The sequence below is a fragment of the Paenibacillus sp. FSL H8-0332 genome (genome assembly GCF_037963835.1).
Taxonomy (GTDB): Bacteria; Bacillota; Bacilli; order Paenibacillales; family Paenibacillaceae; genus Paenibacillus_AQ; species Paenibacillus_AQ rhizoplanae.
Genome location: NZ_CP150145.1, coordinates 3,644,777 through 3,666,084, shown reverse-complemented (window position 1 = coordinate 3,666,084; position 21,308 = coordinate 3,644,777). Strand labels below are relative to the sequence as shown.

The window sequence follows — 21,308 nt, the reverse complement described above, 5'->3', positions numbered from 1 at the left end:
GGACAGAATTGTAGCTTCCGGCAGATTCAGTTGTAATATAATTGAACAATGATGTGGGAAAGGGAGGCAATCATTCCATGAATTCGGCGATCAACAACATGAAGCCTATCCGGCGTTCTAAGCTGAGGTTGTATGCAGGGAAGCGGTATTTTACCTGGAAAAGATACTGGAAATGGATCACAGCCAGCGGACGCCTAGCTACAGAACAGCGCAGTGAAGCTCTGCCGTATGAAGCGTCCAGCCATGCTACACCGCTGCTGCGCAAATTGCGCAATGTGGATATGCAGCTTCAGCACAACAAAATCGTGAACCTGAGGCTGGCGGTGGCGAAGCTGGACGGGCTTGTCATTCAACCGGGCGAGAGCTTCTCCTATTGGCGCAGGATCGGCAAACCTACAAGGAGAAAGGGCTACCTGGACGGAATGGTGCTCCATTATGGCGGGTTCCGTTCCGGCACAGGCGGCGGGCTCTGCCAATTGTCCAATCTCATCTACTGGATGACGCTGCATACGCCGCTGACGGTTACCGAACGGCACCGGCACAGCTATGATGTCTTTCCCGATGAGCAGCGGACTCAGCCTTTTGGCAGCGGGGCGACCTGTGCTTATAATTATCTGGATCTCCAGCTTCGCAATGATACACAAGTTGCTTATCAGCTTAAGCTGCATCTGGATGAGACCCATCTGCACGGAGAATGGCGCTGTGAAGGACAGCAGCTCTACCATTATGAGGTCTATGAAGACGGCCACCGTATCAGTCTGGAGCCGTGGGGCGGGTATATCCGGCGCAACGCGATCCGGCGCAGAGTGCTGACACATAGCGGAGAGCTGGCTGGTGACGAAGCGGTGGCAGAGAATCATGCGCTGATGATGTATTCTCCGCTGCTGCACGGATAAATCCGCAGGATTTGGGGTTATACCATAGTAAGGCTGTTCCGATCAGCTTGCTATGTCCATAATCTTACTTCCGAAGGAGTGACCGACACTTATGAAGGCAGTAACCTATCAAGGCAAGAAGAAGGTAGAGGTCAAGGAGGTCGCCGATGCGCGGCTGGAGAAGAAGGATGACATCCTCGTCCGCATAACCACAACCGCTATTTGCGGATCGGATCTGCATATCTATAACGGGGAAATACCGGGAATGCATGATGACTACATTATCGGACATGAGCCTATGGGGATTGTGGAAGAGGTGGGCCCGGAGGTTACCAGGGTCAAGAAGGGCGACCGGGTCATTGTCCCGTTCAATGTAGCATGCGGGCAATGCTTCTTCTGCCAGCATGAGATGGAGAGCCAATGTGACCATGCGAATGAAGCGAAGGATACCGGCGGCTACCTGGGCTATTCGGATTCATACGGCGGATTCGCCGGAGGGCAGGCGGAGCTGCTGCGGGTGCCTTACGGCAACTTCGGGCCGTTTGTCGTCCCGGAGGACGCGGAGATGGAAGACGAGCAGCTGTTGTTCCTCTCGGATATTGTCCCGACTGCCTGGTGGGGTGTCGAGAATGCCGGAGTGAAGCCCGGTGATACCGTCATTGTGCTTGGCTGTGGCCCGGTAGGTCTGCTGACACAGAAGTTTGCCTGGATGAAAGGGGCATCCCGTGTCATCGCGGTGGACTATGTCGATTACCGGCTCCAGCATGCGAAGCTGACAAATTACGTGGAGACGGTGAATTTTGAGCAGACCAAGGATGTAGAGCTGAACCTTAAGGAGATTACACGCGGCGGAGCTGATGTGGTGATCGACTGCGTGGGACTGGATGCCAAGAAGACGGTTGTGGAGAAGGTGGAGACAGCCTTGATGCTGCAGGGCGGCTCACTGGGGGCTTTCCGTATCGCCTCCGAGGTGGTCCGCAAGTTCGGCACCATCCAGTTAATCGGCGTCTATGGTCTGAATTACAATATGTTCCCATTGGGCCATCTGTTCGAACGCAATATCACGTTGAAGATGGGACAGGCTCCCGTGATTCATTATATGCCTGAGCTCTACAAGATGATTAAGGAGAAGAAGTTCGATCCCACAGATATCATCACCCACCGGCTGCCGATCAGCCGCGCAGAGCATGGCTATAGGGTGTTTCAGGAGAAGGAAGAGGACTGTATCAAGGTAGTGCTTAAGCCGTAACAGTAGGAGTAGCCTCTATCAGTTGAGCTTCTATAAGGCATGGGACCCGTTATCCGCGGATTCCGTGCCTTTGTTTATGCGTTCGGTATAGAATAATTATTGTGAAAAAATGCTGCATTTTTCGCCGATTTACGTTAAATTAACATAATGAGTCTTACATCCCATGAAAGGGCGTTCTGTCATGCGTACCCATAAACCGCCCGTTCCCGTTCCTCTCTTGATGGTAATCGGAATTGTGGCCATCTCGTTTTCTTCCATCTTTATTAAATGGTCCTCCGCGCCCGTATCGGTCCAAGGGATGTACCGTCTGCTGTTCACCTCGCTGCTGATGCTGCCGTTCGCCCGTCCCTATAGCGGGGCACTCTTTCAGCTGCGGCGGAAGGACTGGCTGCTGCTGGGAGTGTCCGGTGTCATGCTTGCCTTGCATTTTCTGCTCTGGATGGGTTCGCTGAATTATACCTCGGTGGCCAGCTCGACGATGATAATGGCGCTGGAGCCGTTATTCATTATGCTCGGTGCGTACATACTGTATAAAGAGCGTAACTCGATCTCTGCCATTCTGGGGATGGCGATTGCCATCTTCGGCGTTACTTTTATCGGCTGGGGAGACATTGGCTTGTCTGCTGAGAATCTGAAGGGCGACATGCTGTCGGTTGGCGGAACCGTAGCGGTAGCCGCACATATGCTGCTTGGACAAAAGCTGGTGGCGCGTATGCCGTCCTATCTGTACAGCCTGATTGTATTTATCGCGGCGGCCGCCGTATTTGCTGTCTACAATCTCGTGACCGGCACCCCGTTCTTCGATTATCCGGCCCGGGAATGGGGAATCTTCGTCCTGCTGGCGGTGGTGCCGACCGTCTTCGGCCATATCCTGTTCAACTGGCTGCTGCAATATACGTCAGCGACTACCGTCTCGATGAATATCCTGGGAGAGCCTGTCGGCGCGAGCATTCTAGCGTTCCTGCTGCTGGGTGAGCAGCTTAGCGGCCTGCAGTGGGCGGGCGGCGTACTTGTCATGGCCGGGCTTGGCGTCTATCTGTATGCCGGGCGCAGGAAAGCGCTGAAGCTCCGGCAGTCTCTGCCGAACGCTTCGTAGCTATACGCGGACAGACCTGTGAGGCAAACTTGATTACATTTTATAGAACATAGATAAAGGGGTAACGAAAGCAATGAATGAACCTAATCAGAATGAACCGGCTGGCCTCCATAAGGAGGCGGCACCTACCAGTGAGGAGCTGTGGAATGAGGATACCTATGCGGCCTGGACCAGCCGGTTCGGAACCCCTGCGGAGGCTGCGGAGAAGCTGCTCAGGGACCCTGCGGGGAAGCTGTATCCGCTGAATACCTATCTCGGTGAAGTGAAGGGCCGGAGGATCATGAATCTGATGGGCTCTAACGGCATGAAGGCGGTGGCACTAGGGCTGCTGGGGGCTGAGGTGACTGTCGCAGATTTCTCGGAGGCCAATGCCTGCTATGCCGGTGAACTCGCGCAGGCGGCCGGGGTGCAGCTTGACTATATCGTTTCGGATGTCCTGGAGTTGCCGGAAGCGCACCTTAACGGCTCTTATGATACGGTTTTTGCTGAAATGGGGATTGTTCATTATTTTACGGATTTGGCTCCGTTCATGGCTACCGCATACCGCTTGCTGGCAACGGGCGGGACGTTCGTGCTGCGGGATTTCCATCCGGTAACGACCAAGCTGATCTCCTCCAAGGGCTCAACGGCCAAGGTACGCAAGCATAAGGTGAGCGGGGATTATTTCGATACGGCGCTTGAAGAGAAGCAGGTGTCCTATTCCAAATACATGCCGTCCTCAGGAGCAGCTGCGGAGTCGGACAAGCCGAATGTCGTCTACTGGCGGCGCTGGACGCTGGGCGAGCTGGTTACCGCTGCTGCAGCCAGCGGACTGGTGATTAAGGAGCTGGTGGAGGAGCCTAACCTGTCGTCGGATGTGTACGATAAGGGAATTCCCAAGACCTTCACCCTGGTTGCTGTCAAAAGATAATAAGCTTCACCACCACACGGTATCCCCGTTAGCGCAGTCATACAGGCGCTCCGGGGATACCGTTTTTTGTTATAGAACCCGCTGCCATCCCGGCAAAAGCCTGCTGGAGCGGAGACAGTGTATAATCCTTGCGCCAAGCCAGCACAAAAGACCCGTTATCCGGAAGCATTCCCGGTAGCCTGGCGTAGGCCAGACGGCCCGCCGCTACTTCAGTCTCAATCCCGGAGCGGGAGAACACTCCCACCATTCTGCCTGTGTAGAGCATCCCCTTGACTGCCTCCGGCGAGCCCAGCACCGCATGATTCCATACTCTTACGTTATTAAGCTGTGCCCACTGGTCGGAGATTCCGCGCAGGAAGGAGGCGGCTTCATGCTGGACCCAAGGCTCGCGTGCTACAGCTTCAACTGTCAGCTCCTGCTCCCCGGCAAAGGGATGCTCCGGCGCAAAGACCAGTACGGTCTCCTCTTCAGCAATCACCTGCGTATGGAAGGTATCATCCTGGCCCTCTGTACTGTGCAGCACGGCGAGCTGGATTTCCCGGCTGCGCAGACGTTCCCGGACGGCGTCATCCGGCAGCACGGACAAATAGACATCGATCCCGTCATAATGCTGTGTGAATTGGGACAGCAGTTTGGGCACAAGATAACTGGCAGGGATATCGCTGGCGGTAAGCTCCAGATTCCCCGAGGCGAGCGAGGTGAACTGCTTGACCGTCCGCTCCGCCTCCGCGCTTAGCGAGACAATGCGGACCGCATATTGATACAAAGCGCGTCCGGCATCCGTCAGCAGGACGCGGCCGCTCCGGTATTGGAAGAGGGAAGCGCCAAGCTCACTCTCCAGACTTTTCATATGGAAGGAGACAGTAGGCTGCTTAAGGTTCATCTCTGCGGCTACATCCGTAACTTTTTTATATTTTTCGATGAGAACTAAGATTTGCAGCTTTACAAGGTTCATGAAGATTCCTCCGGGATGGGGCAAAAAGACCCCTATTGTTGTTTCGATATAGATATTATCTATTTAATTATTCAATTTATATTATAACTTTTATCCTTCGGTTTACAAACTCAGTACTTTTATCTAACGAACGGGTCCTAGAATAAGAAGAGTCAGAAGAGAAGCTGATAGACACACAATAATGCTTCCCAAGTGAGTTTTGTACGAAGCAGAAGGAACGCAGCAGACACTCACAAAACCTTTAGGAGGAAAAAAAACAATGCAATTCAAAAAATCGTGGATCATGGCTTTGACTCTTACAAGCGTACTGGCACTTTCAGCATGCGGCAACAACGGGGGAAATAAGGCAACAACCAATAACGGAGGGAATACACCGGCTGCTACAAACACAGAAACCAGCAGCGGTGCGAAGCTAAGCGGTTCGGTCCTGGCGTCAGGCTCCACAGCACTTCAGCCGCTCGTAGAGCAGGTAGCTGAGAAATTCATGGATGCGAATGCAGGCGTGGACATTCAGGTTCAAGGCGGCGGCAGCGGAACGGGCTTGACTCAGGTCTCTGAGAAGCAAGTCGATATCGGGAACTCGGACGTATTCGCGGAAGAGAAGCTGAAGGATGCAGCGAAGGCGGCTGAGCTGGTAGATCACCAGGTGGCAGTTGTAGCGATTGCGGCAGTAAGCAACCCGAAGGCAGGCGTAGACAGCTTGACCAAGCAACAGCTGGTGGACATTTTCACAGGTAAAATCATGAACTGGAAAGAGGTCGGCGGTGCAGACCAGGCCATCCAGATCATCAACCGTCCGGCAAGCTCAGGTACCCGTGCTACCTTTGAGAGCTTCGCTCTTGGCACCAAAACCGAGGATCTGAAGGGTTCGATCCAGGAGGATTCCTCCGGTACAGTTAAGAAAATGATCGGTGAAACACCGGGAGCGATCGGTTACCTGGCGCTGTCCTACCTCGATGATTCCGTAAAAACTCTAAGTTATGACGGCGTTGAGCCTTCTGTTGACAACGTAGTGGCCGGTAAATATCCGGTTTGGGCTTACGAGCACATGTACACTAACGGTGAACCTAATGAGACTGTAAAAGCGTTCCTGGATTACTTCCTGACGGATGAAGTACAGACTGGCGACGTGGTCGAGCTTGGCTACATCCCGGCTTCCAAAATGCAGGTATCCCGTGATGTTGCCGGTACAGTAACACCTAAATAAGCTTCACCGGTTCACAGTGAGGATTGGATTTAAACTTTAATGTGATTAGAGGCGGATATCTTCTGCCTCTCTTTTCACTTTAGAAAGAGGGAGCATCTTGAGGGGACAACCAACTAACAAGCGGCTGGAAAAACATCATATAGAAAATTTAATCGGACGTATTTATATGTCCTTTTGCGTGCTGCTGCTCATTGTCATCATTGTATCCATGGTCTATTTCGTAGCCTCCAAAGGCGTTGCCAACTTCGTGAGCGGTGAGGTCAAGGTCTCTGAATTCCTGTTCGGCACGAAGTGGTCGCCTGAAGCAGACACGCCATCCTATGGAGCCTTCCCGTTCATCTCGGGTTCCTTCCTGGTCACCCTGCTGGCTGCACTTATCGCAAGTCCGCTCAGCATCTGCGCGGCGCTCTTCATGACAGAGATTGTGCCGGGCTGGGGTAAAAAACTGCTGCAGCCGGTCATCGAGCTGCTGTCAGGTATTCCATCCGTTGTCTACGGCTTCGTAGGCTTAAGCGTCATTGTTCCATTTCTGCGGGATACGCTGCCCGGACAGGGCATCGGGGTGGCTGCAGGCGCGCTAGTGCTGTCGGTCATGATTCTGCCGACGATTACCAGCGTGGCTGCAGACGCGCTTGCTTCATTGCCGCAAAACTTGAAAGAATCATCCTTTGCGCTCGGTGCCACACGCTGGCAGACGATCTCCCGGGTCATTCTCCCGACAACCTTCCCGGCGATTATGACGGGTGTAGTGCTTGGTATGGCCCGCGCCTTCGGCGAGGCCCTTGCCGTGCAGATGGTTATCGGTAACGCGCCGTTCGTGCCGCACTCCCTGTTCGAGTCCGCGTCAACACTTACCAGTGTCATCACGCTGGGTATGGGGAATACAACGATGGGTTCACCGCAGAACAATGCGCTGTGGAGTATGGCGCTCGTGCTGATGCTGATGACCTTTGTATTCGTCCTGCTGGTGAGAATGCTCGAAAGGAGAAATAGAATTTGAAGCCTAGAACTGCTGACAAAGTAGCCACTGCCGTTATAGTAACCTTGGCCTTGCTGATTGTAGCCATCCTGGTTAGCTTACTCGGGTATATCCTGATCCGCGGCATGAGTCATATTAGCTGGGACTTCCTGACCTCGGCGCCGCAAAAGATCCGCGCAGGCGGAGGCGTCGGGCCGCAGCTATTCAACTCCTTGTTCCTGCTGGTGCTGACCTTGATCATCACCGTGCCGCTGGGGCTGGGTGCCGGAATCTTCATGGCGGAGTATGCCCGTCCCGGCAAGCTGACCAACTTCATCCGTCTGGTCGTGGAGGTATTGTCTTCCTTCCCGTCGATTATCGTGGGTCTGTTCGGTCTCTTGCTGATCGTCAACACCTTCAATCTCGGGTTCTCTCTGATCTCGGGTGCGCTCGCGTTAACCTTCTTCAACCTTCCGCTGATGGTGCGTATTACGGAGCAAGCCTTCCGCACGGTGCCTAAGCAGCAGAAGGAGGCAGGCTTCGCGCTCGGATTATCCAAGTGGAAGATCGTTACCTCGGTATTGCTCCCGGTAGCCTTGCCGACTATTATCACCGGCACGATCCTGTCGGCCGGCCGCGTGTTCGGTGAAGCGGCCGCGCTGATGTTCACCGCAGGAATGAGCAGCCCGCGCCTGGACTTCAGCAACTGGAATCCGCTGAGTCCTTCCTCACCGCTTAACCCGTTCCGTCCGGCGGAGACGCTGGCGGTGCATATCTGGAAGGTCAACAGTGAAGGCCTGGCGCCGGATGCGCTGCAGATCGCAGCAGGGGCTTCAGCCGTCCTGGTGCTGACCGTATTGATCTTCAATCTGGCTGCCCGTTTCTTCGGCAGATTCATCTACCGCAAGCTTACTGCATCCAAGAGAATGAGCTAGGCTTGTTAGATACAAGAGGGCATAGGCTTCCGAAGCGAGTTTTGCGCAGAAGAGTCAGAAGCGAGTATGCTATCATAACTTTTAGGAGGAGTAAGAGATGGGAATAGCGGAACCAGTGGTGCGCGAATCATTTCAAACGGAGGATCTGAGTATTTATTATGGCACGTATGAGGCGGTGAAGGGGATTAGTCTTCCTTTTGCCCAGAATACGGTAACCGCGCTGATCGGCCCGTCGGGCTGCGGGAAATCTACCTTCCTGCGGTCGCTCAACCGGATGAATGACGATATTTCCGGCTCTACAACCAAAGGCAGCATCTGGATTGACGGTGTGGATATCAATGCTACAGGCACAGATGTAATCAAGCTGCGGCAAAAAATCGGCATGGTCTGGCAGAAGCCCAACCCGTTCTATAAATCGATCTACGACAATATCGCCTTCGGCCCGAAATATCATGGCATCAAGGGCAAGCAGGCGCTGGATGAAATCGTGGAGAGCAGCCTGCGCCGCGCAGCCTTGTGGGACGAGGTCAAAGACCGCTTGAAGGATTCCGCTCTGGCGCTCTCCGGTGGACAGCAGCAGCGTCTGTGTATCGCCCGGGCGCTGTCGGTCAACCCGCAGATCCTGCTGCTCGATGAGCCGGCTTCGGCACTTGACCCGGTATCGACCGGCAAGGTGGAAGAGCTGATCAAAGAGCTCAAGGAGCAGCTGCGCATCGTGATTGTCACCCACAACATGCAGCAGGCCGCGCGGATCTCGGACTACACCGCCTACTTCTATCTCGGCTCCCTTGTGGAATACGACAAGACCGAGAAGGTCTTCACGAACCCCGAGAACCAGATGACGCAGGAGTACATTATGGGCCGGTTTGGCTGATCGGGAGACAGGTACAGACGGGTATAGACAAAATCGATAAAACTGATAACACGGGTCGTTCAGACACCATCCATTGCGGGTGGTGTTTTTGATTTTTGCCTAGGTGGAGCGGGTATTTTTAATTAACTCTTGCAAAACTAACCATCTTAGTTTATATTTTAACTAATTAGATTAGTTTTGAGGAGGAAGTTACAATGAGAGTAACAAGAGAAGGCCATTTGCATCAGCTGACGTGGCTGCCGCGTATTTTTCCAGTGAATTGCTATTTGATCGAAGAAGAACAGGAGCTTACACTTATAGACGCGGGAATGTCCTACAGTCTGCAAGGCATTCTGAGTCAGGCCGCCAAGCTCGGTAAGCCGCTGACCCGCATCATCCTGACCCATGGCCACATGGATCATGTCGGGGCACTTGATGCTTTGAAGAAGCAGGTGCCGGAGGCTAAGGTCTATATCTCGGAGCGGGATGCTGCATTGTTGGCTGGTGACCGCTCGCTCAGAGCCGATGAGCTGCGGACTCCTATTAAGGGCAGTGTACCCGCCAAAATAGTCACCCGGCCCGACATTCTGCTGCATGACGGCGATAGTATCGGCTCGCTGACAGCGTTCAGCACTCCCGGGCATACGCCGGGATCGATGTCTTTTCAGGACCGGCGCAGTGGAGCGCTGATCGTCGGTGATGCGTTCCAGACCTTCCGGGCCATGGCGGTGTCCGGCAAGAAGGTTGCCTGGTTTCCTTTTCCGGCCATGGCAACTTGGAGCCCCGAACAGGCCCTGGTCAGTGCCTACAGGCTGATTGATCTTGCCCCAACTGTACTGGCGGTAGGACATGGTGATCTGCTTATAGCTCCGGTAGAGGCGATGAAGCGGGCGGCTGCGGAGGCTGAAGGGCAAGTAAAGGGAGGAGAGAGGATACATGGCTAGAGCAGGTCTGGACACGCACACGCTGGTGCTGGCTGCCGCAGAGCTGGCGGATGAATACGGAGTGGAAGAAGTGACGCTGGCTGCACTTGCCGCGAAGCTGGGTGTCCGTTCCCCGTCACTCTATAATCACATTAACGGACTTGCGGGGCTGCGTACACTGATGGCGGTATATGGCCTGGAGCAGCTGTATGAGATCATATCACAGGCAACGGAGGGGCTCAGCGGAGAAGCAGCGGTACATGCCATGAGTCAGGCCTACCTCGGATTCACCAGGACACACCCGGGGCTGTACCAGACGACGTTAAAAGCACCCGAGCAGGGGGACACAGCTCTGGAGGCGGCGAGTGCAAAGATCCTGTCGCTCATCCTCCAAATGATATCCGCGTTCGGCTTGGACGAGGAAGGCAATCTTCATGCCGTCCGTGGACTAAGAAGTATCCTGCACGGATTGTCCACTCTGGAGCATCAAGGCGGATTTGCAATGCCGCTGGACCTGAATGTCACTCTTACCCGGCTGATTAACACCTATATTGCCGGAATCGGCTGTATGGGATCAGACGCAGCAAGCCTGAAATGACAAAAAAGAGCAATCTCCAAGTGAGGTTGCTCTTTTTGTTACGGCTGATTTGGCCTAACGGTGTAGCTGCAGTTTCTGCCTCCCTTTAAAAGGTACTCCCCCCGTTCAATATGAACATCATCGCCTAGAACTGTTTTAAATAAATGCAACTCATTCTTGCATAACCCGGTACATACAGCCGCCGCTTCACAGATCGGGCAATGTTTCTCGATGAATAAGAGACTTCCATCCTCCTGCTCCTTAACCTCGGCCATATAACCTTCATTCGTTCGAATCTCGGCCAGTTTCTCTAATTTCTCTCTAACCTCCGATGCCGCACCAAGATGCTCGAGATATTGGGCCTGCATCTTTTTATTTCGAACATCCAGCAGCTTGTCCAGCCCTTCGTTACCAAAAGCTTCCTTCATCGACTGAATGAGACTGATGGATAAATCCGAATATCCGGTTGGGAAAAAACGATTAGCCGCGGGCGTTAATATCCATAGCTTGGCGGGCCGGCCCATGGGACGCGCCTCTTCCACATTTGTAACCAATCCTTCTTCCTTCAGCGCATTCAAATGTTGGCGAATAGCCATTCCAGACAGCGAAAATTGAGAGGAGAGTGCCACAACATCCATGCCCCCGCGTTCCTTTAACAGATTAATGATCGCTCTTCGGGTACTGGTGGATACATCTTTTTTGATTTCATTCCGGCTCATGGTGCACCTCCTTTTTGCAGCTATTGAAGCTACATCACTCCCTACATTTTAAATAAAAATGTTGACAAAGTCAAAGGCGGACTGTAGCTTAGACATTATAAACAAAAATGTTTACTAAGTATCCGGATACGATGTATACATACCAAACTTTCTTGGAGGTCACCATTCATGTCGTCTAATCATCAAAGTATTTTCAGCCCGCGTTATTTTGCACTATCCATAGGAATTATCTTGTCGGTGATGGCCGTTGGATTCGAAGGTCTATCCGTAACCACCATTGCTCCTTCGATTGCCGGAGACTTGAACGGTCTTAGCTTGTTCGGCTGGATATTCAGTACGTATCTGCTTGCACAGATTATCGGAACGCTGGTCGTCGGTCGAATTATAGATAAAAGAGGACCTGCTGCACCATTCACATATGCGCTTCTGTTGTTTATCGCAGGACTGGTCGCTGCCGCAACCGCAGGCGATATGTATATCATGATTGGATCACGGGCCCTGCAAGGTTTGGGTGCCGGAGCTATGATGACTTGTGTGTATACAGCCATATCCTTAAGTTACCCGGATGAGTTACGTGCCAAGATACTTGGAGCATTTGGTACAGCCTATGTTCTTCCGTCCATGCTCGGTCCATATGTGGCAGGTCTTATAGCAGATCAGTGGTCCTGGCGGTTTGTTTTCTGGGGGATCTTACCTGTGCTGTTTGTTTCAGCAGTGCTTAGTTTACCTGCGTTCAGGAAATTGAAAGTGCAGCAGACGGGAGAGGCTAGCGGATCTTCATCCACTTGGATGGCGTTACTCTTAACGATGGGTACTGGCCTTTTCCTGGTTGGTCTAAGTATGCTTCCGAGTATGATTGGATTTGTGTTCGTCATGATTGGCCTCGTAGGTATGATAATCCCGCTCCGTCAATTGCTGCCGAAGGGAACGCTTACGCTGCGAAGAGGGATGCCGGCGATTCTGGCAACACGCGGGTTGTTCTTCGCGGCCTATGCCAGCACACAGAATTTCCTGGTATTGGCTCTAATTGATGTGAAGGGAATTACACCTTCTCAGGCTGGTTTAATTGTAGCGAGTGCTGCGTTAAGCTGGTGTATCATTGCGTATGTGCAAGGACGTTGGGATGCGGCAGATCAGGGCCGTGGACGTCATATGAGAATTATTCTGGGGGTATTTCTGCTTGCCATCGTCTTTTGGATACCGGTTGTGTCTGTTGCCGTTGCAGTTATGGGTCAGATCATCGCCGGGGTCGGCATTGGATTGGCGCATCCGGTTAGCGGTGTTGTAGCCTTTTCCCAAGCCGGGGAAGGCGGCGCGGGCCAAACCTCGGCAAATCTGCAATTTGCGGATTCTTTTACACCCGGTGTAGTTATCGGGATTGGGGGTTCCATCCTTGTCGTTTGTCAGGCTGCTGGAATGTCACTGCAATCCGGCTTAATTGTAGCCATGGGCTTCCATCTCTTGTTGATCGTCATAAGTATCATTGCCAGCACTAGGATCTCGCAGCAATCCATCGGAAATGCTGATCCTAAGAAAGAGGGTGTACCGGTCATTGTCCACTGAGGATACGGAGAAACTTCTTATAGCCTTTGACATCATCGGGTCTAAATGGACGATCCATATCTTATTCACTCTTTCTTACGGTCCGAAGAAATTTAGTGAAATGACCCGGAGTATCCCTTCCATTACGCAAAGAATCCTTTCCCAGCGTCTAAAGGAGCTTCAACATCATAATCTGGTCAAGAGAACCAGTCCGCAGCGCCCTACAAAAACCATGTATGAACTTACACCAAAAGGAGCGGCTCTCGCTACGTTCATACCTTGTTTAATGGACTGGGGTACCCAAAACTAAATTAAGCTTGTATAGGAGGAATGAAGATGAACATTGAGGTCAGTGAGATCGCAGCAGAGAAAATCGCCGAAATCTTGTTAAACGCGGATACCCGGCACTCTTTTCTTAGAGTAGGCGTTGAAGAAGGGGGATGCAGCGGATTATCTTATACCCTTGTCTTGGATGAGCAGCAAACGGAGGAGGATATGGTATTCAATAAAGATAAATTCCGTATATTAGTTCACACGAAGAGTATTTCATATATTGATGGTCTTGAAATTGACTATGAACAAAGCGGAATGATAGGCGGATTCACCATGAATAACCCTAATGCCAAAGCCTCATGTGGATGCGGGGCCAGTTTTCGGATGGCTAACTATCGGGGGGAAGTTAAAAAATGTGATTAACCTGCGGGAAGTGAATTTTCCCGTCTATAGTGATAAGCTTAATTTGGTGTACAAGCCAGATTGATTTAGGAGGCTGAATGACGTGGGCGAAGCAGGTAAGCAAGAGAATGTAACCACCTTTGAAGAGATGGCTGAGGTAGTTGCCAGGCTGGGGATTGTGCCGCTGGCCCCTCTGATCCCGGAGCATCCGTCCGTGAACGGGCTGACGCTGGCGGAGAATTGGCATACCGATACAGAACACGACCCCTGGCGCTGGCGGGTCAGATTTCCCGGAGAAGGCTTAGCCGGCTACGGAAAATTCATCAAGAAAAAAGCCGTGCTCGTATCCCGCGAGTGGCTTCCGGCTTACTTGGCAGCGGCCGGGCCTCAGCAGTCTCTGGAAGAGCGGTATCAGAGCGGCTTGGCCACGAGAGAAGCGCTGACTCTGCTGGAGATTATCCGGGCGAACGAGGGAATTGAGACACGCCAGCTGCGCTCTATGGCGGATATGAAGGCCAAGGAGAAGAAGACGGCTTTTGACAATGCGGTAACAGAGCTGCAAGGGTCTCTGGATATCGTAATCTCCGGTGTGAAGCAGCGGGTGAATGCAGATGGAGAGCCGAATGGCTGGAACAGCACCTCTTTTGAAACCTCGGAGCACTGGATGCAGGAAGCGGGCATTCCGCCCTTTGAGGGATCGAGAGATGAGGCGATAGCCTGGCTGCGTTCAGGTATGGAAGCAGCGTGGGCGCCTGAGGCGGTTACCTGGATCAACAAGGCGCTGGGCTGGAAATAAGTAAGCATAAACGGCTTTGCCGTCCTTTTAAAAAACGGTAGTCCTCTAGCTGAAGAGGGCTGCCGCTTTTGGCATTTTGCCAGGGGGACAAATAAAAACGGCTAATCTCATTCCCGCAGGAGCAGACCGGCCGTAAGCGCTTACGAATATGTGATTGTCCTGCGTATCTTGTGTATATTGAAGCAGCCTTACAGCATAGGGCCAAGGTAGGCAACCAGGAAGTACAGGAATCCGAACAGCAGCATGATGTAGGCGGTGTACTTGATGGCGTCGGAGGCAACGATACTTAAGTCTTTGGGAGCCTGGACTTCCAGACGTTCTGTTTCCGTAGAATCTGTGTTGTCATGAGTGAAAGATTCTTTCATCAGAATTCCCTCCTTAGATTATTCATGGACTAAAACATTCCTCTTTTGGCACTGTAAACACTATCTATAATTGTATTGTGACATATTTGTGAACTAATTTCAACAATATTGTGAAAATTCTTTGACTGAATGTTCACATTTGGGCTATTTGTCTTGCTTTTACCTCAGTTCAACACAAAGACCCCGCCATTCCTCAAGAGGAAATAGCGGGGTCTGATTCATAGTACAAAGATTAAGCTTAAGCCCAGTCTCCATTACGGAAAATCGGATCGGTGGAGCCGTCATCGGCAATTCCGTCGATGTTCATCTCCGGGGAGCCCATCATGAAGTCAACATGGGTGAGACTTTGGTTCATGCCCTTGTCCACCAGTTGTTCCTTGGTCATGTTAATGCCGTCCTGCAGGGTAAAGGCGTAGGAAGCGCCAAGTGCCAGATGGCAGGAAGCATTCTCGTCATACAGGGTGGTGTAGTAGAGAATGCCGCTCTCCGAGATCGGAGAGTGGAAAGGCACAAGCGCCACTTCACCGAAGTAGGCGGCACCTTCATCCATGGCCAGTAGAGAAGCCAAGGCTTCCTGGCCCACTTCAGCAGTAAAGTCAGTAACCTTACCATTCTCCAGGGTCAGACTGAATCGGTCGATGATGTTGCCGCCATAGCTGAGCGGCTTCGTGCTGCGGACCATGCCGTTCGCACCGGTCTTCAGCGGAGCGGTGAACACTTCCTCGGTCGGAATGTTGGCCAGGAAGGACATTCCGCGGCTGTTCACCGCACCGGCCTGACACCAGAGATGGCCTTCAGGCAATTCGATCGTCAGATCAGTGCCCGGAGCCGTGTAGTGCAGCTTGCGGTATTTCTTCGCGTTCAGCAGCTCACAGCGCTGCTTCAGGCCGGCCAGATGGACACTCCAGGCCTGCACCGGATTCTCCTGGTCTGCACGCACAGCCTTGAAGATGGCGTCCCAGAGCAGGTCAATCTGCTGCTCAGGTGCAGCGTCCGGGAACACCTTCGCGGCCCAAGAGGCGGATGGGAAGGCGAGGCCGGTCCAGCTGACCTGGTTAGCCATCAGCATCTCGCGGTAAGGAGCCATAGCTTGACCGGCGGTCTTCTGATGGTCTGCAATCCGGCTTGCCTCTACACCGTTCAGCAAGTCCGGATTCGCGGAGATGATCGTCAGGAACGCCGCGCCGCCCCGTGCCAGATCCTCCAGCTCATCGGCCTGCCACTTCGGCGGCTCCAGGAAGCTCTCGGACGGTGCGAGATCATAACGGGTACGGGTGACGAATTCATCGGAATAGTTAACTTTGACGAGCTTCGCACCTGCTTCATAGGCCTGGCGTACAATCAGGCGGACCAGCTCAGCCGATACGATATCCGCATTCACGACAAGGGTCTGGCCGGGTTGAATATTAACGCCGATCTTTACAGCGAGCAGTGCGTAGTTCTCCAGCTTTTGGTTGAAATCCAGCAATAGCTTCAGCTCCATTCATTATCTAATGAAATGCAATAGCATATAAGGGTTTTAGAAGGCCCAGTTGCCCTTCTGGAAGACCGGCTCGCGCGTACCGTCAGCGGTAATTCCGTAGATATCCATCTCGGCGGAGCCGATCATGAAGTCAACGTGGGTCACACTGTTGTTGAGGCCGCGGGCGGTCAGTTCATCCTGGTTCATTTCTTTGCCGCCTTCCAGACAGAAGGCATAGGCAGTACCAATCGCCAGATGGTTGGAGGCATTCTCGTCGAACAAAGTATTGAAGTACAGAATCCCTGATTCCGAGATCGGCGACTTATGCGGCACAAGTGCGACTTCACCCAGATACTTGGCGCCTTCATCCAGGCTAATCAGATATTCGAGGGCTTCTTGACCCTGCTCGGCGCTCACATTGGTAATCCGGCCCTGTTCAAAAGTGATCGAGAAGCCGTCAATCACATTCCCGCCGTAGCTGAGTGGCTTCGTGCTGCGGACTGTACCGTTAACACCGGTTTTCAGCGGAGCTGTGAATACTTCTTCGGTTGGCATGTTGGCGACAAAAGAATGACCTTTGGCATTGATGCTATCCCCCTGCGCCCATAAATGGCCTTCAGGCAGCTCGATGCTAAGGTCAGTTCCAGGTGCTATGTAATGCAGGCTGGCGTACTTTTTTGCGTTAAGAACATTAGCCTTCGACTCAAGGGTGTCGAGATGCTCCTGCCAGGCGGCAACAGGGTCCTCACGGTCCAGACGGACGGTATGGAAGATAGCCTCCCACAGCTTGTCTACACGCTGGTCAGCAGGGACCTCAGGGAAGACTTTGTCTGCCCAAGGCTGGGAAGGAATCGCTACAATGCTCCAGCTAACCTTGTCGGACATCTGCAATTCACGGTATTTCGTAAGCGCTGCGCCCCGTGTCTTCTGGAAGTTCGCAATCCGCTCAGGATCAATGCCTTTGAGGGCATCCGGGTTCTCGGCAATGACCGACAGGAAGGCGGCACCGTTCTCGGCAAGCTCAGTCATTTCACCGGCAAACCAGGTTGGGGCCTTGGTAAATACTTCGGGCGACGCATGCTCGAACTGCTGGCGGGTGATGAACTCGTCACTCCAGTTCACCTTCACTTGGCTGGCGCCGATGGCATACGCCTTGGCCGTTATCAGGCGGACGAACTCGGCCGCAGTGATCGGGGCGTTCACGACCAGGATTTGTCCCGGCTGAACATTCACACCGATTTGTACTGCTAAATCAGCATATTTACTTAGCTTGTCCTGAAGCTCTGTTTCAGTCATTGACATTTCCTCCATTACCATAATTTTTAGCTCTGTATAAGCATTGTACTAAATTATTAACCGCCGGATGAAAAAAGTCAATTACAGCGCAAAAGGAAAGAGAAATGCTGACATATCAATGTTATACTGAATATCGTGGGTATGATCAGATGAAAGGAAGGAAAGAGAATGAACCTGGAAATCACCAAAGCAGAAATGAAACGCGTAGAGGATAGAAGTTTTGTGGGGAGAACGGTATTTACATTAGAGAATCACCATTCCCCGTATGAGATTACATTCTTCAGCTCCCGTGGAACCGAATGGGATTACAGCCTGAGCTTCGCCGGTGAGCCGGGGAGTGAGGAGCAGTTCCTGGAAGTGGATGCGCTGCTGGAGAATGATGATGATCTGTACAATCAGCTGCTGGATGCAGCGCTGGATACCCAGGAGATCCCGGAAGAGGAAGCTTAAGGCTTATTCCGGATATAACAATGCGACCCCGACCCGTCTGATTGCCTTGGACGAGCAGGGTCGCATTTTTAATAGTTACCGGCCCTTAGCCGATAGTAATATTGCCTTCCGGGTAACGGTACAGCTCCTTGCTGTTCTTCGGCTTGAGCGCATAGGCCAGGGTAAGCGGTCCGGTCCGGCCCACGAACATGAGAATGATCACCAGCACCTTGCCGATCGTGGTCAGCTCTGTGGTCAGTCCCATGGTGATGCCTGAGGTGCCGAAGGCGGACACCGCTTCGAATAATACACTGAGGAAATCTGCGCGTTCTGTTATGGACAAGAGCATGGTAGAGATGACTACCAGCATCAGTGAGAGCAGTGTCATGGTAATGGCCCTGTAGACATTCTCCTTCGAGATCCGGTGGCGGAACATCACGATATCCTCTTTGCCCCGGAGCTTGGCGTAAGCGGTGCTGGCCAGAATGGCAAAGGTGGTAATCTTGATTCCGCCGCCGGTGGAGCCGGGAGCCGCCCCGATGAACATCAGCAGAATCATCAGGAATTGGGTGGATTCCCGCAGCAGCGGAATCTCAATAGTAGTCACGCCGCCGGAACGCGGCGTAATAGCTTGCAGGAAGGAGGCCATAATCTTGCCTCCGGCATGCAGCGGCTTCAGTGTAGCGTTCCATTCAAGCCAGAAGAAGATAATCGCACCGACCAGAATCAGCACAGCTGAAGTCGCCAGCACGACCTTCGAGTGCAGCATGAGCCGCTTGCGCTTGGGATAATCGATTAAATCGGATAAGACGATGAAGCCGATACCGCCAAGGAAGATCAGCAGCATGGAGGTAATATTCACAACGGGATCTTCCACGTACCGGGTTAATCCGCTGAAGGGCCCGTGAACATCGCCGAACAAGTCGAAGCCCGCATTGTTGAAGATCGAGATGCTATGGAATAATCCATAATAGGCTGCTTTGCCTATCGGCATATCTACTATAAATCTGGCAGCCAGCAGAATGGCCCCGGTCAACTGGATCACCAGTGAATAGATAAGCACCCGGCGGATCAGCTTCACGATCCCCTGCATGGAATTCTGGTTCATAGATTCCTGCAGCAAGAGGCGCTCCTTCAACGAGATCCGTTTGTTCAGCACCAGGGTGATCAGCGTAGCCATCGTTACGAAGCCGAGACCACCGAACTGGAAGAGCACCAGCAGTACAACTTGTCCGAAGGTCGATAGCTCTGTTCCGGTGTCGATAACGGCAAGACCGGTTACGCAGGTCGCCGAGGTTGCCATGAACAGCGCATCAATGAATGAGATTCTTCCGCCGGTAGAAGCAGCGGGCAGCGATAACAGCAGGGTTCCGGCAGCGATCAGGATCACGAAGCCGAGGGATAATATTTTGGGCGGCGTTAGCTTCAAATGCCCAAAGAAAAGGTTAGCCAAGTTCATTCTCCTGACAATAGGGATAGGATCTGACAAGATTATAGCATAACTTATATTCTCATCCCTAAACAGGCAGGAAATTGACATATTTTATCGAAATCATTAAAGGCTGTAGGATTCAATAACTTACACTCTATGAGGAGGCTATACTGCTGTGACAAGTCCGATACGCAATCAGATTGGCGCTGTCTTCATCCCGGTTAGTGATATCGAAAGGTCCAAGAGCTGGTATTGCAGTCTGCTCGGACTGCCGCTTGATGGCGAAGTATTATTCGGGCATCTGTATGAGGTGCCGATGCAGGGGCCGGGGATCGTACTGGACAGCAAAATATTCACAGCCGAAGCCGTGCTGAAGGTGCCGTCCTTCCATCTGCTTACCGACGATATTGATGCCGCTTATGATTATGTCAAAGCCAGCGGAGCTGAGATCCTTACCGATATTGAGAATGACCACTGGTTTAACTTCAAGGACCCGGACGGAAACGTGTTAATGATCTGCCGATTCGTCAGTTAGTTAATCGGGTTAATTATATTTGTTAATTACATTAATTATACAAGAATAAAACATAAATAAGGCGCTCCCCAGTAACTCAAGGGGAGCGCCTTATTCGTTGCGGCTTATCTATACGCCTTATTCGTTGCCTGGAGCAGAATCCTCGGTGACCGACAGATCGATCAGGATCTCGACACTGCGGATACGGTGGCGGTTCATCTCACGGACGGTCAAGGTGACATGCTCGTATTGATGGCTTTTGCCGACCACCGGCTCTTCCAGGTGACTGTAGAGCCATCCGCCGATGGTGGTGACTTCCTCATCGTGGAAATCAAGTCCGGTAAGATCCTTGACCTCCAGCAGGGAGACATTGCCGTCGAACAGATAATGGGTCTCGCTCAGCTTCTCCACATTTCTGCGTTCATCCCCGTCGAACTCATCACGGATCTCGCCGACAATCTCTTCCAGGATGTCCTCAATTGTAATCAGGCCGGAGGTGCCGCCGTATTCATCCAGCAGCAGGGCGATATGCACGCGCTCCTTCTGCATACGGGTCAGCAGAGTCTTCACTGGCGTAACTTCCGATACGGTCACCAGCGGCAGGATCAGGCTTTTGAAATCGAAATCAGGATTATTGTCATATTGCAGGTAGAGCTGCTTGGTATTGATCATACCAATGATATTGTCTTTGCTGCCGTCAGCTACAGGGAAGCGGGTGTACTGCTCCTTGCGGATAATATCAAAGTTCTCTTGCAGCGAATGATCGGTGAACAGGCATACCATATCTGTCCGGGGAACCATAATTTCTTTGGCGAGCATCTCATCAAAGGTGAAAATCCGGTTAACATAACCATATTCCGCTTTGTTGATTTTTCCGCTCTCATAGCTCTCGGACAGGATCAGGCGGATCTCGTCTTCACTGTGCGCATCGCCGTGTTCACTGGCAGGCTTCATACCGAACATACGGACGAGCAGGTTGGCGGAACCGTTCATGATCCAAATCAAAGGGTACAATATTCTGTAGAACCAAATAATCAGCGGTGCGGTAATCTGACCAATTTTCTCCGGAATATTAATAGCGGCGGTCTTCGGTGCAAGCTCTCCGACCACGACATGGAGGAAGGTGGCGATAATGAAGGCCAATGCAAACGCAATGGGCTTACTAACGTTGTGACTCACACCAGCCAGATCAAACAGTGGAATAAGCAGCTGCTCAAAAGCAGGCTCTGCCAATGCCCCGATCCCGAGTGCAGTAATCGTGATACCGAGCTGGCAGGCGGACAAATATCCGTCCAGGTTAGCGGCTACCCGCTGTACTGCCAGTGCGTTCTTCTTGCCGTCCAGCACCATTTGGCTGACCTGGCTTCCCCGTAATCTCACTACTGCAAACTCCGTCGCTACAAAAAATGCGGTTAAAATAATCAAAATTGCCACGAGCGTCAAACTAAGTCCTATACCCATATAATCTTTACCATCCCTTTCGTCCCTAAAATAGGTTATACTCATATTATGAGTTCTTAAGAACCTATTGTACGAACTT

General features: G+C 52.2%; 22 protein-coding genes. 15 read left to right on the top strand and 7 right to left on the bottom strand.

The features are described from left to right. Nucleotides 1-77: 77 nt before the first annotated feature. From NST43_RS15760 to NST43_RS15745, 4 genes are all read left to right on the top strand, one after another. Complete coding sequence (locus tag NST43_RS15760) at nt 78-896, top strand: VanW family protein (protein ID WP_339225248.1); 819 nt, start codon at nt 78-80, stop codon at nt 894-896. A 91-nt stretch (nt 897-987) separates the two neighbouring features. After that, nucleotides 988-2,124, top strand: coding sequence for a zinc-dependent alcohol dehydrogenase (locus NST43_RS15755; protein ID WP_339225247.1), 1,137 nt, complete (start codon nt 988-990; stop codon nt 2,122-2,124). A gap of 220 nt (nt 2,125-2,344) precedes the next feature. Beyond that, the gene (locus NST43_RS15750) at nt 2,345-3,220 is read left to right on the top strand and encodes a DMT family transporter (RefSeq protein WP_339225246.1); all 876 of its coding nucleotides are present in this window, start codon (nt 2,345-2,347) and stop codon (nt 3,218-3,220) included. A gap of 73 nt (nt 3,221-3,293) precedes the next feature. Then, nucleotides 3,294-4,130, top strand: a complete 837-nt coding sequence (locus tag NST43_RS15745) for a class I SAM-dependent methyltransferase (RefSeq protein WP_339225245.1) — start codon at nt 3,294-3,296, stop codon at nt 4,128-4,130. 37 nt (nt 4,131-4,167) lie between these two features. On the opposite strand, the gene NST43_RS15740 is transcribed toward NST43_RS15745, so the two are convergent. Continuing rightward, nucleotides 4,168-5,085, bottom strand: coding sequence for a LysR family transcriptional regulator (locus NST43_RS15740; protein ID WP_339225244.1), 918 nt, complete (start codon nt 5,083-5,085; stop codon nt 4,168-4,170). Between the two features lie 259 nt (nt 5,086-5,344). On the opposite strand from NST43_RS15740, the gene NST43_RS15735 reads away from it, so the two are divergent. From NST43_RS15735 to NST43_RS15710, 6 genes are all read left to right on the top strand, one after another. Continuing rightward, nucleotides 5,345-6,292: a phosphate ABC transporter substrate-binding protein PstS family protein gene (locus NST43_RS15735; RefSeq protein WP_209989994.1), complete on the top strand. Its 948-nt coding sequence runs from the start codon at nt 5,345-5,347 to the stop codon at nt 6,290-6,292. A 97-nt stretch (nt 6,293-6,389) separates the two neighbouring features. Beyond that, complete coding sequence (pstC, locus tag NST43_RS15730; protein ID WP_339225243.1) at nt 6,390-7,292, top strand: phosphate ABC transporter permease subunit PstC; 903 nt, start codon at nt 6,390-6,392, stop codon at nt 7,290-7,292. Beyond that, on the top strand, nt 7,289-8,185 hold the full coding sequence (pstA, locus tag NST43_RS15725; RefSeq protein WP_339225242.1) for a phosphate ABC transporter permease PstA: 897 nt from the start codon (nt 7,289-7,291) through the stop codon (nt 8,183-8,185). Before pstC ends, pstA begins: the two co-directional genes overlap by 4 nt. A 97-nt stretch (nt 8,186-8,282) precedes the next feature. Continuing rightward, the gene (gene pstB, locus NST43_RS15720; RefSeq protein WP_209990000.1) at nt 8,283-9,059 is read left to right on the top strand and encodes a phosphate ABC transporter ATP-binding protein PstB; all 777 of its coding nucleotides are present in this window, start codon (nt 8,283-8,285) and stop codon (nt 9,057-9,059) included. Nucleotides 9,060-9,253: 194 nt separating this feature from the next. After that, nucleotides 9,254-9,982: an MBL fold metallo-hydrolase gene (locus tag NST43_RS15715; protein WP_339225241.1), complete on the top strand. Its 729-nt coding sequence runs from the start codon at nt 9,254-9,256 to the stop codon at nt 9,980-9,982. Continuing rightward, on the top strand, nt 9,975-10,559 hold the full coding sequence (locus tag NST43_RS15710; protein ID WP_339225240.1) for a WHG domain-containing protein: 585 nt from the start codon (nt 9,975-9,977) through the stop codon (nt 10,557-10,559). The genes NST43_RS15715 and NST43_RS15710 overlap by 8 nt, the downstream gene beginning before the upstream one ends. A gap of 38 nt (nt 10,560-10,597) precedes the next feature. Here the strand turns inward: NST43_RS15710 and NST43_RS15705 are convergent, their stop codons facing one another. After that, nucleotides 10,598-11,257, bottom strand: a complete 660-nt coding sequence (locus NST43_RS15705) for an ArsR family transcriptional regulator (RefSeq protein WP_339225239.1) — start codon at nt 11,255-11,257, stop codon at nt 10,598-10,600. A gap of 168 nt (nt 11,258-11,425) precedes the next feature. Between NST43_RS15705 and NST43_RS15700 the strand changes: the two genes are divergently transcribed. The 3 genes from NST43_RS15700 (at nt 11,426) to NST43_RS15690 (ending at nt 14,270) form a co-directional block, all read left to right on the top strand. Continuing rightward, on the top strand, nt 11,426-12,820 hold the full coding sequence (locus NST43_RS15700; RefSeq protein ID WP_339225238.1) for an MFS transporter: 1,395 nt from the start codon (nt 11,426-11,428) through the stop codon (nt 12,818-12,820). Between the two features lie 315 nt (nt 12,821-13,135). Then, nucleotides 13,136-13,495, top strand: a complete 360-nt coding sequence (locus NST43_RS15695) for an iron-sulfur cluster assembly accessory protein (RefSeq protein WP_209990011.1) — start codon at nt 13,136-13,138, stop codon at nt 13,493-13,495. Between the two features lie 82 nt (nt 13,496-13,577). Beyond that, nucleotides 13,578-14,270 carry a hypothetical protein gene (locus NST43_RS15690; protein ID WP_339225237.1) on the top strand — a complete coding sequence of 231 codons (693 nt, stop codon included), beginning with the start codon at nt 13,578-13,580 and terminating at the stop codon, nt 14,268-14,270. Nucleotides 14,271-14,458: 188 nt separating this feature from the next. Here the strand turns inward: NST43_RS15690 and NST43_RS15685 are convergent, their stop codons facing one another. The 3 genes from NST43_RS15685 to NST43_RS15675 all read right to left on the bottom strand — a co-directional run bounded on the left by NST43_RS15685 (nt 14,459) and on the right by NST43_RS15675 (nt 17,399). Continuing rightward, complete coding sequence (locus tag NST43_RS15685) at nt 14,459-14,635, bottom strand: hypothetical protein (RefSeq protein ID WP_209990267.1); 177 nt, start codon at nt 14,633-14,635, stop codon at nt 14,459-14,461. 238 nt (nt 14,636-14,873) lie between these two features. Further along, the gene (locus NST43_RS15680) at nt 14,874-16,103 is read right to left on the bottom strand and encodes an aminopeptidase (protein WP_339225433.1); all 1,230 of its coding nucleotides are present in this window, start codon (nt 16,101-16,103) and stop codon (nt 14,874-14,876) included. Nucleotides 16,104-16,154: 51 nt separating this feature from the next. Next, nucleotides 16,155-17,399: an aminopeptidase gene (locus NST43_RS15675; protein ID WP_209990013.1), complete on the bottom strand. Its 1,245-nt coding sequence runs from the start codon at nt 17,397-17,399 to the stop codon at nt 16,155-16,157. Between the two features lie 162 nt (nt 17,400-17,561). Between NST43_RS15675 and NST43_RS15670 the strand changes: the two genes are divergently transcribed. Then, nucleotides 17,562-17,843 carry a hypothetical protein gene (locus NST43_RS15670; protein WP_173137010.1) on the top strand — a complete coding sequence of 94 codons (282 nt, stop codon included), beginning with the start codon at nt 17,562-17,564 and terminating at the stop codon, nt 17,841-17,843. An 85-nt stretch (nt 17,844-17,928) separates the two neighbouring features. On the opposite strand, the gene NST43_RS15665 is transcribed toward NST43_RS15670, so the two are convergent. Beyond that, nucleotides 17,929-19,281, bottom strand: a complete 1,353-nt coding sequence (locus NST43_RS15665) for a TrkH family potassium uptake protein (RefSeq protein WP_339225236.1) — start codon at nt 19,279-19,281, stop codon at nt 17,929-17,931. Between the two features lie 148 nt (nt 19,282-19,429). On the opposite strand from NST43_RS15665, the gene NST43_RS15660 reads away from it, so the two are divergent. Then, on the top strand, nt 19,430-19,789 hold the full coding sequence (locus tag NST43_RS15660; protein WP_209990018.1) for a VOC family protein: 360 nt from the start codon (nt 19,430-19,432) through the stop codon (nt 19,787-19,789). Nucleotides 19,790-19,906: 117 nt separating this feature from the next. On the opposite strand, the gene NST43_RS15655 is transcribed toward NST43_RS15660, so the two are convergent. Beyond that, nucleotides 19,907-21,229, bottom strand: a complete 1,323-nt coding sequence (locus NST43_RS15655; protein WP_339225235.1) for a hemolysin family protein — start codon at nt 21,227-21,229, stop codon at nt 19,907-19,909. Between the last annotated feature and the right edge of the window lie 79 nt (nt 21,230-21,308).

Coding starts and splice junctions, on each gene's coding strand:
- NST43_RS15760 (WP_339225248.1), top strand. CDS start 78: ATGAATTCGGCGATCAACAACATGAAGCCTATCCGGCGTTCTAAGCTG.
- NST43_RS15755 (WP_339225247.1), top strand. CDS start 988: ATGAAGGCAGTAACCTATCAAGGCAAGAAGAAGGTAGAGGTCAAGGAG.
- NST43_RS15750 (WP_339225246.1), top strand. CDS start 2,345: ATGGTAATCGGAATTGTGGCCATCTCGTTTTCTTCCATCTTTATTAAA.
- NST43_RS15745 (WP_339225245.1), top strand. CDS start 3,294: ATGAATGAACCTAATCAGAATGAACCGGCTGGCCTCCATAAGGAGGCG.
- NST43_RS15740 (WP_339225244.1), bottom strand. CDS start 5,085: ATGAACCTTGTAAAGCTGCAAATCTTAGTTCTCATCGAAAAATATAAA.
- NST43_RS15735 (WP_209989994.1), top strand. CDS start 5,345: ATGCAATTCAAAAAATCGTGGATCATGGCTTTGACTCTTACAAGCGTA.
- pstB (WP_209990000.1), top strand. CDS start 8,283: ATGGGAATAGCGGAACCAGTGGTGCGCGAATCATTTCAAACGGAGGAT.
- NST43_RS15715 (WP_339225241.1), top strand. CDS start 9,254: ATGAGAGTAACAAGAGAAGGCCATTTGCATCAGCTGACGTGGCTGCCG.
- NST43_RS15710 (WP_339225240.1), top strand. CDS start 9,975: ATGGCTAGAGCAGGTCTGGACACGCACACGCTGGTGCTGGCTGCCGCA.
- NST43_RS15705 (WP_339225239.1), bottom strand. CDS start 11,257: ATGAGCCGGAATGAAATCAAAAAAGATGTATCCACCAGTACCCGAAGA.
- NST43_RS15700 (WP_339225238.1), top strand. CDS start 11,426: ATGTCGTCTAATCATCAAAGTATTTTCAGCCCGCGTTATTTTGCACTA.
- NST43_RS15695 (WP_209990011.1), top strand. CDS start 13,136: ATGAACATTGAGGTCAGTGAGATCGCAGCAGAGAAAATCGCCGAAATC.
- NST43_RS15685 (WP_209990267.1), bottom strand. CDS start 14,635: ATGAAAGAATCTTTCACTCATGACAACACAGATTCTACGGAAACAGAA.
- NST43_RS15675 (WP_209990013.1), bottom strand. CDS start 17,399: ATGTCAATGACTGAAACAGAGCTTCAGGACAAGCTAAGTAAATATGCT.
- NST43_RS15670 (WP_173137010.1), top strand. CDS start 17,562: ATGAACCTGGAAATCACCAAAGCAGAAATGAAACGCGTAGAGGATAGA.
- NST43_RS15665 (WP_339225236.1), bottom strand. CDS start 19,281: ATGAACTTGGCTAACCTTTTCTTTGGGCATTTGAAGCTAACGCCGCCC.
- NST43_RS15655 (WP_339225235.1), bottom strand. CDS start 21,229: ATGGGTATAGGACTTAGTTTGACGCTCGTGGCAATTTTGATTATTTTA.